Source organism: Sanyastnella coralliicola (assembly GCF_030845195.1).
Classification (GTDB): domain Bacteria; phylum Bacteroidota; class Bacteroidia; order Flavobacteriales_D; family Sanyastnellaceae; genus Sanyastnella; species Sanyastnella coralliicola.
In genome coordinates this window covers 1,883,428-1,900,909 of sequence record NZ_CP132543.1, presented here as the reverse complement: position 1 = coordinate 1,900,909, position 17,482 = coordinate 1,883,428, and the positions used below count along the sequence as shown (strand labels likewise).

General features: G+C 46.1%; 1 protein-coding gene. It reads left to right on the top strand.

Annotated elements, in window-relative coordinates:
- Positions 1 to 48: 48 nt before the first annotated feature.
- On the top strand, positions 49 to 17,451 hold the full coding sequence (locus tag RA156_RS07960; RefSeq protein ID WP_306644043.1) for an HYR-like domain-containing protein: 17,403 nt from the start codon (positions 49 to 51) through the stop codon (positions 17,449 to 17,451).
- Positions 17,452 to 17,482 lie beyond the last annotated feature (31 nt).

The window sequence follows — 17,482 nt, the reverse complement described above, 5'->3', positions numbered from 1 at the left end:
GAAATGCGCAGTAACCTAATCAGATTATAGCTAAACAAAATTACTGCTATGGCAAACGTGTACTCTGCGTTTACTTGGGCGATTCGTTCGATATCGCTCCTTGCGCTAATCCTTATTACAGCTACTGTTTCCGGTCAGCGAATCACCACTGACCTGGTTTCAGAATACCACTTTACGGAGGGGGCTGGAACAACAGTATATGACGTCTCAGGAGTGGCTCCGGCTGCTGACCTGCACATTGGTGACGAAAGTGCGATTTCCTGGGTTCCAGGAGGTGGTCTTTCAATCGATGCACCAACAATCCTTAAAACAAACGGTGCGGCTACTAAGCACTATAATGCTCTTTACAACTCTCCTGAGTTGTCATTGGAGCTGTGGATTGATCAGAGCAACTTGAACCAGTATGGTCCTGCTCGCATCATGTCTTATTCTGTTAACACAGCTAGTCGTAACTACACACTAGGGCAAGAAGGAAACGAGTACCGTATCCGTAACAGAACAACAACTGGAGATAACCAAGGATTCCCTGAGCAAGCATGTTCACAGGATATCGAGACTGGTCTTCAGCACGTTGTTTACACGTTCAACGTGAATACTGGACAAGAGAAGTGGTACATCGACAATGAACTAGTAGATACAGACACTCGTAGTGGTGATCTATCTAACTGGGACAGTGCATACGAATTTGCGATTGCGAATGAGATCACAATGGATCGTCCGTGGATGGGTGACATCTACCTAGCGGCTATCTACTGCCAGGTTCTTGACGCTAACGAAGTTGATCACAACTACAACGAAGGTCTTCCAGGTAGTGGTGACTGTTGTTCAGTAACACCAGCTACCCCTTCAGCAGTAAACGGATGTGCAGTTCTTTCTGCAGCACCTGTTAGCGATTGTGGTGGACAAGTAGAATTCATGTGGGCACAGAACGTGAATGGTTCGATCGTAGGATTGACTCCATTTAGTGTTGACCAGTCTCTTGAGTACTGTCCGTCAGAATCAGGAAACTTCCGCATCTGCGTTCGCGCGGTGGGATGTAACACGATCTACGAATCGAACGATGTATACGTAGACGTGGATGACGTATGTGCAACGATCACGAACGGATCTTCGCCATACCCAGCAGATGATCCATACTTCCAAGAAGTCATTTCTTACGATCCATACTGTTGTAATACGTGGTGGGATAACATTTGTCAAGGAGAGTACATTGACGAAGCGACCACCGGTGAATTGGAAAGCACGTGTACCCTTGATGGATACAACGCAGTAAATGGAAGAATTTTTTGGATCCCGAACTTCGGTACTGATTTTAAAGCAGCCGGTTCGGGATTATTCTTTGATAAATTCGACGACGGAACAGCTCACATCTACGGAATGATCGAACGCATTTCGGATAGCAACGATCAGTTCTACGTATCTATCTGGTACGAAAACGAATCAACTTACGCTGAATTCACTGCGAATGGTGGTGAAGCAAAAGATCCTCAGCTAGGTGACGAGACTACTTGGACTTTCTACACACTTGACGATACAAAGACAAGCATCCTTGTTGGAAGCGGTGATCTTTCAGGTGAGAGTCTACAAGTAGTAGCTCAAGACAACAACTACGGTCTTCAGATTGGTGACGGAGCGAACGCGCTTAACTCAAACCCGAATGGATTCTCAATGTGGTTCGACTACATTGGAACAACTTCTGGTCACGGAGACATCAATGCAACAATCGACTGTGGAAGCCCTGAGCCTTCAGTTGAGTCATTCGAATTGGATTGTGACGATGCATTGAAAGTAACGGTGGACGGTATCGGAATGGAAGGACAGTCTTGTGCTTCTATCGATGTTGATGCACCAGGAAACCTTGAGTACGTTATTCTAGAAGCTGTTTGGAAAGGTTCTAACCCTCCAGCAACAGTAACATTCACAGCAGATGGAGCAGAGTACGTTGCTTCTGCACAGACAGTAGTAGAAGGAAATGGTTCTGACCAAGGTAACAAGCGCGCTTACCGCGTTGAAGTACCTGCATCTTCTACTGTAGGAGTTTGTAATCCTTCTGGATACAACAATAACCTTCGCTCTTTAGTAGCATACGCATTCAGCAGCAACGCTGGATCTACTTCTGCTGGTAGCGGTGAGTTCGTAGGACGCCACCTTTACAATGCGTCTTACACAATGACACTTCCTGTACCTGCTTCTGATGAGGCACGTGACATCGTAGTAACGCTTCCTTTGTCTGATATGTCAGATGACGGCCGTAATGCAGATTTCGACATTACTGCTGGTCCGGTAAACAAGCACTACACAATCACAGGAAACACAAACGGACTTTCATTGAACATTACACCTTTCGTTCTTGAGAACGTACCTGGTGATGTTACTGAAGTAGTGATCGATCTTATTTCTGATCCTAGCAATAACCCTTCTTCTTTCCTTGCTGCTGGTCTCGCTATCGCGGATGCGCAATGTGAAACTCCAGAAGAAGAGAACATTTGTGAGGTAGTTGGATACAACGGTCCTGGACAGCGTCACTTCTGGTTCGCGAATGACTTCGGTCAGGACTGGACTTCAACTGAAGACGGACTACAGTGGATCGAGTACGCAGATGGAACGGCGAAGTTGACTGGTTCAATGTACCGCATCAGTGACTCAAGCCAAATCTTCGATGTAGTAATGTACTTCAGCAACAAGTCGAACTACAGCGAGTGGACTGCCATGGGCAAAGAAGCGAAGCTATGTGGTGATGCAACTGAAGCTGATGCAGAAGAGTGGACTTACTACATGATCGACACTTCTCGTCCAAGCGTTCTTACTGGACGTGATGATCTAGAAACTGAATACCTATTCCTTGCGGATCGTACAGATATGAACTTCGGTCTACAGCTTGGTTCGAATGGAGCTAACTGTAAGAACGACGAGTACGGATTCTCAATCTGGTTCGAATACTCTGGAACGGCTTCAGGTCACGGAGACATCAACGCGAACTTGAACTGTGAAGCTCAGAACTGTGAAATCGAATGTGTAGACGATCTAACTCTAGACTGTGAGTCAAGCATCGATCCAGCTTACACTGGTTACCCGACACTTGTTTGTAACGGTGTAGGTGATTGCGATCGTGAAGCCGGTGAGTTTGACTTCGAATTCCAAGGATGGGGTGGAGCAACTGACGGTTGGTCATTCGGAACAGGATGGCAGGTAGGTACTGGATGTGACCCAGCTTGTGGTGACATTCCAAACGTATTTATCGATTTCACAAACTTCCACACTGATTACAACACGAAGCTTAAGTCACCAGTGTACGACGCATGTTGTACGGATGACGTTTACCTAAGCTTCTGTATGCAACAGGATCTTTACGGTGGTGAAGATGTACCTGGATACCTTGCGGTTCAGTACCGCGTGAACGGTGGAGAGTGGCAAACACTTAACACTTACCAGAACGTTTACGGTTCAACTGTAAACTACGATGACACTTACGAAATTGCTGGTGCAGCAGGACAGTCGTTCGAAGTTCGCTTCAAGGCTTACGGAGAAGGATCTAACTACTTTACAATGGGTGGTTGGGGAATTGACAACGTTCGCGTTTACGGACAGTCTTCTGGATGTAGCACACCTTCTGAAGTAGACATCGATTGGTCATACAGCGATAGTTCAACAGGTTCTTGTCCTGAGGTTATCACTCGTACATTCTCTGGTGAGTACGCTGGTGAGACATACTCTTGCGAGCAGACAATAACAATCGTTGACGAAGAGGCTCCTGTATTTACAAGCGTTCCTGAAGATGCTGAATTCAGCTGTTCAGAAACGGTAGCTGCATCTAGCGCTTCTGCGATTGACAATTGTGATGATGACGTAACAGTAACGCAGAGCGACGAGATCATCGGAGCTGATTGTAACTACTACATCGAACGTACATTCGTTGCAACTGATGATTGTGGAAACACTGCTACTTATGTTCAGACAATCACAATCATTGATGATCTTCCGACAGTTACTGCTACTAGCACTGATGATAACTGTTCACAGAACGAAGGAACGATTACTCTTTCTTTCGAAGACAGCGCTTGTCGTACACACATTCAATTGTCTATCGATGGTGGTAACTCATTCGTGAACGTACCTGATAACTCTGGTTCATACACATTCACTGGTCTTGGTGAAGGAGATTACGACATCGTAACTAAGTGGGGTGACGGAGACTGTATCACTGATGGTGACGACGTTCACATCAATGACAACGACGAAATCGAACTTGAGATCAAGAACCTTGGAATCTGTATCGTAGATCTATACGAGTGGCTACCAGGTGGTGATCAATTCGTAGAAGAACTTGCTCCAGGAGAAAGCATCATCGTAACTACGCACCTAGGTGCTATGTGGCGAATCGTTGCTGATAACTGGCAGCCAAACCTCTTTGACGAGCAGTACACAGTAGAAGGTTGTTACGACCAGGTGTGGAACGTAGCTCCTGATTACTGTCAAGCAGATTGTATCCTCGAAGTAGATATCACTGGTGACACGAACCCATGTGAAGGAGAAGAGACAACATTGACTGCTGAAGTAAGCAACGAGTCAGAGTGTATTGAGATCATCAACTGTTACACAATGGGTAATGCAGTTTCTGAAGGGAACTGTATCAATACTCCAGGAACAGGTGTGATCTGGCAGCGTGCTGAAGGATGTCAAGGTTCTCACACTGTTTGGGCAATCAACGGTGAATTGAAGTTGACTGAATTCGCTGATGGTACGGCTACGATTAAAGGATCTATCGTTAACACGGAAAACGGTGACATCGGAATTGTTGACGTAACACTTTACGATAAAGAAGATGATGGAAACACTTGGAACGCATCATGTTACTTGAACGGAATCTCTGGACCTGAGATCTACTACACTTCTTTCCTCGGAACGATTACCGTAGGAGACGAGGTATTCACGATCGAAGAGAAAGTTTCTGAGAAGCACTTCATTCTTGCTGACGGAGCTGGATTCAACCCAGGTGAGTACGGACTAGGATCATGGACAGCAGGAACATTCGGTGGATGTACTGAGTGGTTCGCTTCATTGACTCCATGTGAGATTCCATCACAAGAATTGACATACGAATGGTCAACAGGTGAGACAACTCAAACAATCACGGTATCAGAAGCAGGTGACTACACAGTTACAGTTACTGACTGTGCAGGATGTGTGGCAATGGATGACGTTCACATCACATTCGATGAGCTTCCTGAAGTGACTGTATCTTCAACTGACGTTGATTGTGTTGATAATAACGGTACAATCACATTCACTTTCGTTGACAACCCAGCGCGTACAAACATCGAGTTCTCTATCGATGGTGGTGCTACTTGGCCAGCGGAATACAACGTTCTTGACAACACAGGATCATTCACTATTACTGGACTTGCTCCTGGAACGTACGATCTAGCTGTACGTTGGGGTAACGACGAATGTGAAGTTGACCTTCCAGACGAAACAATCGAAGAAGGATGTTTCTCTACACCAACAGTAGAAGAAGGTGTAGCTGACGCAGTTACTGTTGAGTGTGATGAAGCACTTCCTACAGATGAGCCAATCTTCGCTGACGCTTGTGACGGAAACTTGAATGTTGAATTCAACGAAACTCAGAACGACCTCGACTGTGGTTACGAGTTGATCCGCACGTGGACAGCAACAAACGATTGTGGTCAAGCGACTTCAGTTTCACAGACGATTACTGTAGTTGATACAACGGCACCGGTACTAGAAGGAGTACCTGCAGACGAAACAGTGTCTTGTGACATTGCGATTCCTGCAGCGAACGTAACTGCAACTGACAACTGTGACGACAACGTAGTAGTAACACTTGAGACTACATACGAAGACGCAACTTGTCCTGAACTAGGTGTAACAATCTACACTTGGACAGCAACTGATAACTGTGGTAACACAACTTCTGCTTCTCAGCGTATCACTTCAATTGATGACGCTAACCCAGTAGTAGAAGGTGTACCTGCAGACGTAACGGTTGAATGTGATGACATCCCTGCACCTGCAGATGTAACAGGATTCGACTTCTGTTCTGAAATCGTAAGCGTTGAGCTTGACGAAGACATTTCAGGAGCAACTTGTCCTTACACAATCACACGTACTTGGACAGTAACTGATGCTTGTGGCCAGATGGCTTCAGCTTCACAGGTAATCACTGTAGAAGACACAACTGCTCCAGTTCTTGTTGGAGTACCTGCAGATCAAATAGGTCTTTGTGATGATTCCTTCGCTCCAGTGGACGTAACAGCAACTGACAACTGTGATGATGATGTAGATGTTTCAGTTGAAGAAACAATCAACGGAGCAGGATGTAACTACACGATTACATTCACTTACACTGCAACTGATGACTGTGGAAACACAAGCGTAGCTTCTTACGATGTTGTTGTTCTTGATGAAACAGCACCAGTACTAGAAGGTATACCTGCAGATATGACAATCAACTGTGACGAAGATCCAGCAGACGCCAACGTAACTGCGACTGACAACTGTGATACGGATGTTGCAGTAATGATGGACGAAACAATCAACGATCTTGATTGTGGTTCAGAAATCATCCGCACTTGGACGGCAACTGACGATTGTGGAAACTCTGTTTCGGCATCTCAGACAATTACAGTAGTAGATACTGAAGCTCCAGTTATTACTTCTCAGACTCCAGATCAAACAATTGAGTGTGATCAGGATATCCCTGAAATCAACGTAACATTCGTAGATAACTGTGACAGTGACTTGACAGTGTCAGTTGACAACTGGATCAACGAACTAGATTGTGGATACGAATACGTGAAGTACTGCACAGCTACTGATGACTGTGGAAACACAGCAGAGGCTACTGTAACGATCACGGTTCTCGATACAACGGCACCAGAAGTTGTTTCAGCTCCAGCCGACGTAACCATCGAGTGTGACGAAGACGAGCCAACAGATATGCCAGTATTCGCTGACAACTGTGATGATGATCTAGATATCTCAGCGATCTCTGGAATCGTTCAGTTGGATTGTGGATATGAAATCCAGCGTTCATGGACAGCAACTGATGATTGTGGTAACAGCACAATTGTTAACCAGGTGATCACAGTAGTTGATACAACTGCTCCAATGTTCAACGGTGTTCCTGCCGATGCAACAGTTGAGTGTGATGATATCCCTGGTCCTGCAGCAGTGACTGCAACTGACAACTGTGATGACGCACCAGTAGTAACTGTGGCAGATCACATCAACTTGATTGATGACTGTTCATACGAGATCGAGCGTGTTTGGACTGCAGTTGATAACTGTGGAAACGAAAACACAGCAACTCAGATCTTGACAGTAACTGATACAACAGCTCCTGAAGTAGTATCTACTCCGGCTGACGTAACAGTTACATGTGACGAAGCGCTTCCAACAGAAGACGCTGAGTTCACTGACAATTGTGACGACAACCTCCACATTGAAATGGAGGATGTTATCGTTGACCAAGATTGTGGATACATCATTGAGCGTTCATGGGTAGCAGTTGACGATTGTGATAACGCAGTTTCAACAACTCAGATCATCACAGTAATTGATGATCAGGCGCCAGTAATTACGTTCCAGACTCCGGATCAAACAATCGAGTGTGATCAGGATATCCCAGAGATCAACGTAACATACGTTGACAACTGCGATAGCGAACTAACGATCTCGGTAAACAACTGGATCAACGAACTAGATTGTGGATACGAGTACGTGAAGTACTGTTCTGCTACTGACGACTGTGGAAACATGGCAGAAGCAACAGTAACCATCACTGTTCTTGATACAACAGCACCAGAAGTTGTTTCTGCTCCAGCGGATGTAACGATTGAGTGTGACGAAGACGAGCCAACGGATATGCCAGTATTCGCTGACAACTGTGATGATGATCTAGATATCTCAGCGATCTCTGGAATCGTACAGTTGGATTGTGGATACGAAATCCAGCGTTCATGGACAGCAACTGACGATTGTGGTAACAGCACAACTGTTAACCAAGTGATCACTGTAGTTGATACAACTGCTCCAGAATTCACTTCAACTCCTGCAGATTACACTGTAAACTGTGATAACGGATCAAGCGATCCTGAATTCGCAGGTGAGCCAACGGCGACTGACAACTGTGATGACAACCTAGTGATCACATTCGAAGACACAGTAGCTCCAGATGTATGTCCAGCGACATTCGAGCGTACTTGGACAGCAACTGACAACTGTGGTAACGCGGTTTCTTACGTACAGCTAATCACGATCAACGACTTTGCAGCTCCAACATTGGAAGTACCTGCAGATGTAACGGTTGAGTGTACTGAATCTACAGATCCTTTAAACACAGGTGAGGCTACTGCAGCTGACGATTGTTCAGTTCCAATGGTTTCATACGAAGACGGACCAATCACTGGTGATTGTCCTTACACATTCGAGCGTGTTTGGACTGCAGTTGACGCATGTGGAAACACAGTAAGCGGAACCCAGGTAATCACAATTGAAGATACAGTAGCACCTGTAGCTGACGGAGAAGGGTTCCACATCACAATCAGCTGTGATGAAGAACTTCCTGAAGTATACATGACATTCACTGACAACTGTGATGAGAACATCGAAGTAACAGTGACGACTTCAATGGAAGAAGATGGTTGTAACGTCATCTTCTACCAGACATGTACTGCAACTGATGATTGTGGAAACCAAACATCAGTAGTATCATCTATCACTGTGGTTGACGAAACTGCTCCAATCCTAATCGGTGTTCCTGCAGATGCAACGATCGATTGTACGGATGAGGTTCCTGATGCTATCGTAGTAGCTCAAGACAACTGTGACGATGAACCAGTAGTATCATTGACTGCTGAGACGGTTTACCATGATTGTGGTTACCAGATCGTTCGTACTTGGACTGCAATGGATGAGTGTGGAAACACTTACTCTGAGTCACAAACATTGGATGTTGTTGATGTAACAGCTCCAGAGATCGAGTGTCCAGCAGACTACGTAGTGAACTGTGACAACGGATCAAGTGATCCTGAGTTCGCAGGAGAGCCTGTAGTAACTGACAACTGTTCATCATTCGAGGTTACATACGCAGACGGACCAGCAACAGACGATTGTCCAGCGACATTCGAACGTACATGGACAGCGACTGACGCATGTGGTAACTCATCAAGCTGTGTTCAGATCATCACGATCAACGACTTCGCAGCACCAATGATCGAGTGTCCAGCAGACGTGACTATCGAGTGTACTGAGTCAACAGACCCAATGAACACAGGAGAGGCGACAGCAACTGATGACTGTTCAACTCCGGTAATCACATACGTTGACGGACCAACGACAGGAGATTGTCCTTACACATTCGAGCGTACATGGACAGCGACTGACCCATGTGGTAACTCAACAAGCTGTGTACAGGTGATCACTATCGAGGATACGGTAGCACCAGTATTGAGCGGAGACGACGAAGAATTGACTGTAGAGTGTAACGTATCACCAACGATCGTACCTCCAACAGCAACAGATAACTGTGATGAAGACGTAGAGATCACGCTATCAACTGAGACAATCCCAGGAGACTGTCCACAGGAAAGCACAGACATCTACACATGGACAGCGATGGACGAATGTGGAAACACAGCAGTTCGTACGTTGACTATCAACTTCATCGATACAACAGCACCGATCCTCATTGGAGTACCTGCAGACCAGTCAATCGACTGTGACGCTGATGTACCGGATGCGATCGTAGTAGCTCAAGACAACTGTGATGATAACCCAGTAGTATCATTGACTGCTGAGACAGTATACCACGATTGTGGATACGACATCGTTCGCACTTGGACAGCGGTTGACGCATGTGGAAATACTTACTCTGAGTCACAGACATTGAACGTGTTCGATGAGACGGCTCCAGAGATCGAGTGTCCAGCAGACTACGTAGTGAACTGTGACAACGGATCAAGCGATCCTGAGTTCGCAGGAGAGCCTGTAGTAACTGACAACTGTTCATCATTCGAGGTTACTTACGAAGACGGACCAGCAACTGACGATTGTCCAGCGACATTCGAACGTACATGGACAGCGACTGACGCATGTGGTAACGCATCAAGCTGTGTTCAGATCATCACGATCAACGACTTCGCAGCACCAATGATCGAGTGTCCAGCAGACGTGACTATCGAGTGTACTGAGTCAACAGACCCAATGAACACAGGAGAGGCGACAGCAACTGATGACTGTTCAACTCCGGTAATCACTTACGTTGACGGACCAACGACAGGAGATTGTCCTTACACATTCGAGCGTACATGGACAGCGACTGACCCATGTGGTAACTCAACAAGCTGTGTACAGGTGATCACTATCGAGGATACGGTAGCACCGGTATTGAGCGGAGAAGACGAAGAACTGACTGTAGAGTGTAACGTATCACCAACGATCGTACCTCCAACAGCAACAGATAACTGTGATGAAGACGTAGAGATCACGCTATCAACTGAGACAATCCCAGGAGACTGTCCACAGGAAAGCACAGACATCTACACATGGACAGCGATGGACGAATGTGGAAACACAGCAGTTCGTACGTTGACTATCAACTTCATCGATACAACAGCACCGATCCTGATCGGAGTACCTGCAGACCAGTCAATCGACTGTGACGCTGATGTACCGGATGCGATTGTAGTAGCACAAGACAACTGTGACGATAACCCAGTAGTATCATTGACTGCTGAGACAGTATACCACGATTGTGGATACGACATCGTTCGCACTTGGACAGCGGTTGACGCATGTGGAAACACTTACTCTGAGTCACAGACATTGAACGTGTTCGATGAGACGGCTCCAGAGATCGAGTGTCCAGCAGACTACGTAGTGAACTGTGACAACGGATCAAGTGATCCTGAGTTCGCAGGAGAGCCTGTAGTAACTGACAACTGTTCATCATTCGAGGTTACTTACGCAGACGGACCAGCAACAGACGATTGTCCAGCGACATTCGAACGTACATGGACAGCGACTGACGCATGTGGTAACTCATCAAGCTGTGTTCAGATCATCACGATCAACGACTTCGCAGCACCAATGATCGAGTGTCCAGCAGACGTGACTATCGAGTGTACTGAGTCAACAGACCCAATGAACACAGGAGAGGCAACAGCAACTGATGACTGTTCAACTCCGGTAATCACATACGTTGACGGACCAACGACAGGAGATTGTCCTTACACATTCGAGCGTACATGGACAGCGACTGACCCATGTGGTAACTCAACAAGCTGTGTACAGGTGATCACTATCGAGGATACGGTAGCACCAGTATTGAGCGGAGACGACGAAGAATTGACTGTAGAGTGTAACGTATCACCAACGATCGTACCTCCAACAGCAACAGATAACTGTGATGAAGACGTAGAGATCACGCTATCAACTGAGACAATCCCAGGAGACTGTCCACAGGAAAGCACAGACATCTACACATGGACAGCGATGGATGAATGTGGAAACACAGCAGTTCGTACGTTGACTATCAACTTCATCGATACAACAGCACCGATCCTCATTGGAGTACCTGCAGACCAGTCAATCGACTGTGACGCTGATGTACCGGATGCGATCGTAGTAGCTCAAGACAACTGTGATGATAACCCAGTAGTATCATTGACTGCTGAGACAGTATACCACGATTGTGGATACGACATCGTTCGCACTTGGACAGCGGTTGACGCATGTGGAAACACTTACTCTGAGTCACAGACATTGAACGTGTTCGATGAGACGGCTCCAGAGATCGAGTGTCCAGCAGACTACGTAGTGAACTGTGACAACGGATCAAGCGATCCTGAGTTCGCAGGAGAGCCTGTAGTAACTGACAACTGTTCATCATTCGAGGTTACTTACGCAGACGGACCAGCAACTGACGATTGTCCAGCGACATTCGAACGTACTTGGACAGCGACTGACGCATGTGGTAACTCATCAAGCTGTGTTCAGATCATCACGATCAACGACTTCGCAGCACCAATGATCGAGTGTCCAGCAGACGTGACTATCGAGTGTACTGAGTCAACAGACCCAATGAACACAGGAGAGGCAACAGCAACTGATGACTGTTCAACTCCGGTAATCACTTACGTTGACGGACCAACGACAGGAGATTGTCCTTACACATTCGAGCGTACATGGACAGCGACTGACCCATGTGGTAACTCAACAAGCTGTGTACAGGTGATCACTATCGAGGATACGGTAGCACCGGTATTGAGCGGCGACGACGAAGAATTGACTGTAGAGTGTAACGTATCACCAACGATCGTTCCTCCAACAGCGACAGATAACTGTGATGAAGATGTAGAGATCACGCTATCAACTGAGACAATCCCTGGTGACTGTCCACAGGAGAGCACAGACATCTACACATGGACAGCGATGGACGAATGTGGAAACACAGCAGTTCGTACGTTGACTATCAACTTCGTTGACACGACAGCACCAGTTCTTGAGGGAACTCCTGAGAACATGACTGTTGAGTGTACTGAGATTCCAGCAGCAGCAGTTGTAACTGCAACTGATAACTGTGACGAACCAGCAGTGATCTACAACGAAGACATCTTCGATCTACCATGTGGTCAATTGATCGAGCGTACTTGGACTGCAACTGATGCTTGTGGAAACACAACAAGCTACACTCAGACAATTGATGTTGTAGATACAGTTGATCCAATGGTTGACTTCGCTCCACAAGACGTAACAATCGAGTGTGACGAAGATGAGCCAACAGATATGCCAATGTTCTCTGATAACTGTGATGACGAATTGGAAATCACAGCGATCTCAGGAATCAACAACGTAACTGATTGTGGCTACACTATCGAGCGTTCATGGACAGCGACTGATGATTGTGGTAACTCAACTACAGTTTCTCAGACAATCACTGTGATTGACACAACTGCTCCAGTAATGGAAGGTGTGCCAGCTGACGTGACTGTTGAGTGTACTGATATCCCTGAACCAGCTATGGTGACTGCTACAGATAACTGTGACGACGCACCAGTAGTTGAAATGACGGAGACAATCACAGGTGGATGTCCTTACAACTTGATTCGTACTTGGACTGCAACTGACGCTTGTGGTAACCAGTCGATCATGACGCAGACAATCACTGTAATTGATGAAGAGGCACCAGTTCTTGTTGGTGTTCCTGCAGACTTCAACGGTGAGTGTGGTGATGCACCATCTGCTGACATGGTAACAGCAATCGATAACTGTGATGAGAACGTACCAGTGATCATGACAGAAGAGGTGATTGGTGAGTCTTGTCCATTGACGATCATCCGTACTTGGACAGCGACTGATAACTGTGGTAACATGGTAAGTGATTCACAGACGATCACTATCAACGATACAACAGCACCTGAATTCACAAGCACACCTGCTGATTTCGAAGTAGAGTGTGACATGGTACCAGGACCAGACAATGACGCGATCGAAGTAGCTGATAACTGTGACGAAACTCCAGTGATCACTTACGACGAAGTCATCATCCCTGGTGATCCAGTAATGGATGGTGCTGAGCCTTGTGGATACACTATCGAGCGCACATGGACTGCAACTGACCTTTGTGGAAACGAAGCAAGCTTCACGCAGATCGTAACTGTTGTTGATACAACAGCTCCAGATCTAGTAGGTGTTCCTGCTGACGTGACTGTTGAGTGTACTGATATTCCAGACGCACCAGTTGTAACTGCAGTAGATAACTGCTACGACGGTGAGATGACAGTAACATTCGATGAAAGCATCGTTCCTCAAACATGTGGTTACTTGATCGTACGTACATGGACAGTTGAAGATAACTGCTGGAACTACGCTACAGAATCTCAAGTGATCACAGTGGTTGATACGGAAGCACCAGTTGTATTGACAACTCCTGCTGATGAAACCATCGAATGTGATGAAGCACTTCCAACTGGAATGCCAACATTCGAAGACGCATGTGACGATGAGCTTTCAGTTGAAATGACTGAAATGACTGAAGACCTCGCTTGTGGTTACCAGTTGATCCGTACTTGGACTGCAACTGATGATTGTGGAAACGCAGTTTCTACTTCACAGAGCATCTTCGTAGTAGATACAGTTGATCCAGTTCTTGCAGGTGTTCCTGCAGATATGGACGTTGAATGTTCAGATATCCCTGCTGCTGCCGTGGTAACAGCGACTGATAACTGTGACATGGACGTAGCGATCAACTTCGAAGAAGTAATCAACGCGGGTGAGTGTCCTTACACTATCGTTCGCACATGGACAGCAACTGACGATTGTGGAAACATGGTTTCTGCATCACAAACATTGACAGTAGTAGATACAGTAGCTCCAGTTCTTGAAGGAGTTCCTGCTGATGCGACTGTAGAGTGTGATGATATTCCAGCAGCTCCAGTAGTAACAGCTTCTGATAACTGTGATGATGACCTCATGGTAGTATTCACTGACGAAGTAGTTGCAAACGGAGATTGTGGATACATGATCGTTCGTACTTGGACAGTAGAAGACAACTGTGGAAATGAAGCTTCAGCTTCACAGACATTGACTGTTACAGATACAACTTCACCATCAATCCTTACTCAGCCAGCTTCACTAGCTCTTGAGTGTGATGAAGAAGTACCATTCGAAGCACCAACATTCGAAGACAACTGTGATGAAGACCTAGAGGTTGGATTCAACGAGGCTATCGTTCCTGGAGACTGTGCAAACAGCTTCACGATCGTTCGCACTTGGGTTGCCATGGATGATTGTGGTAACGAAGTAAGCGTTGTTCAGAACATCGAAATCTCTGATAACACAGCACCAGTTCTTTCTGGAGTTCCTGCTGATGCAGATTACGAGTGTACTGATATTCCAGCGCCAGCTGAAGTAACAGCAACTGATAACTGTGACATGGACGTGACAGTGACATACAACGAGAACTTCACAGACCTTGATTGTGGATTCATGGTAACACGTATGTGGACTGCAACAGATGCTTGTGGAAACAGTGTAACTGAGTCTCAGACAATCACTGCAATCGATACGACAAACCCAGTAGTAGAATTTGCTCCTGCAGATGTAACGATCGAGTGTGACGAAGAAGAGCCAGCAGGAATGCCAATCTTCTCTGATAACTGTGACGACGAATTGGATATCACTGCAATCTCAGGAATCGTTCAGCTAGACTGTGGATACTTGATCGAGCGTTCTTGGACTGCAACTGATGATTGTGGAAACAGCACGGTTGTTTCTCAGACAATCACGGTGGTTGATACAACTGCTCCAGTTCTTGAAGGAACGCCAGCTGATATGACTGTTGAATGTGATGACATTCCTGCACCAGCTGTTGTGACTGCAACTGACAACTGTGATGAAACGCTTGAAGTAATGTTCAGCGAAGAAGTAATCAGCGATGGATGTCCTTACACTATCGAACGTACTTGGACAGTAATGGACGATTGTGGTAACGCAGATTCATACACTCAGACACTTTCTGTAGTTGACAACACTGATCCAGTGTTGGTAGGTGCACCGGCTGACGAAACAGTAGAGTGTGACGCTGTACCAGGAGTTCCTACAGTTTCAGCAACAGATAACTGTGCTGACAACTTGATGGTAACGTTCGTAGAAGTGATTGAAGATCTTGAGTGTGGTTACCTAATCTACCGCACATGGTCTACAGAAGACGAGTGTGGAAACACTGCTTCTGCAACGCAAGAGATCACTGTAGTTGATACAACTGCTCCAGTGCTTGTGGGTGTTCCTGCAGACGCTATCGCGGAATGTGATGATATTCCAGAGGTAGCAGTAGTAACTGCGACTGACAACTGTACTGAAGACTTGACGGTATCGTTCATCGAGGAGACAATCGACCAAGAGTGTGGTTACTTGATCATCCGTACATGGACTGTACACGATGAGTGTGACAACACAACTAGCGAGTCTCAAGTAATCTCTGTTGTAGACACGACTGCTCCGGTAATCGTATCCGCTCCTGAGGATGCTACAGTACAGTGTGACGAAGTACCAGGTGTTGGAACAATCGAAGCAACTGATAACTGTGACAACATGTTGACAGTAGACGTAGCTGAAGAGAACGAAGACGCTGATTGTGGATACATCATCACACGTACTTACACAGTGACTGATGATTGTGGAAACGCTGCGATCCACGTACAAGTAATTACGGTTACGGATACAGAAGCACCGGTGATCACTGGTGTGCCTGCTGACGTAACGATCGAGTGTGGTGAGGATGTTCCTGCACCAGGAGACGTTGAAGTTGAAGACAACTGTGATCCAATGCCAGTGGTTACTTCAGCTGAAGTAACGGAAACACTTGATTGTGGTTACCAGATCGTACGTACGTACACAGCAACTGACGAATGTGGAAACGAAGCGACAGCGACACAGACAATCACTGTGAGCGACTTCACTCCACCAGTATTCGATAGCATGCCAGAGGATATCACTGTAAACTGTGATGAAGTAACTATTGCTCCATCATTGACTGCAACTGATAACTGTGATGACAACGTAGAGATCACATTCGACGAAGTGATCGGTGAAGGTTGTCCTTACACTATCCTACGTACTTGGACTGCAACTGATGATTGTGGAAACGAAGCAACAACTACTCAGCTTGTAACAGTAATTGACGAAGTAGCTCCTGAATTCGATGAGTTCGAAGTATTCATCTCAATCGAATGTGATCAGGTTGATGACTACATCATCACAGCTTCTGATAACTGTGACGCTTCAGTAGAGGTAACCATCATTGAAGAGTTGATCTTCTCTGGAGGTTGTATCGGAACACTACAGCGTACTTACCAGGCGATGGATGACTGTGGTAACACAGTAACAACAACTCAGCTTCTACAAGTAGTTGATACAACAGCACCTGAACTATTCAACGTTCCTGCTGATGTTGAAATCGACTGTGAGGATGAAGTACCAGCAGTAGCAGATGACATCTTTGCAACTGACAACTGTTCTGAGGATGTAACGATCGAATTCACAGAAGTTCAAACAAGTGAGTTCTGTCCTTACGAAATCATCCGTACTTGGACTGCGATTGACAACTGTAACAACGTAACTGAAGGAGTTCAGGTAATTACCGTGACAGTTGACACTCCAGAGCTTGTTAGCCTAGTGACTTACCCGAACCCTACTGATGATCGCTTCACAGTGGAGTTCAGCGTACCACGCGATGCAGAAGTTGCAGCATGCGTTTACGATATGGCAGGTCGCGAAGTAATGCCAGTCTTCAAAGGAACAGCTGACGCACGTCGTCTGTACCAGTTGGAGTTCTCAGCATTCGAATGGGAAGCTGGTTCTTACGTGATCATGATGACAGTAGACGATAAGGTTTACCACCACAGAATGATCATTACTCAGCAGAAGTAATTCAAACGATATAGATTAAAAAGCCCCGCAA

Bases quoted from the DNA above. Each gene is read 5' to 3' on its own strand.
- RA156_RS07960 (WP_306644043.1), top strand. From the start codon at position 49: ATGGCAAACGTGTACTCTGCGTTTACTTGGGCGATTCGTTCGATATCG.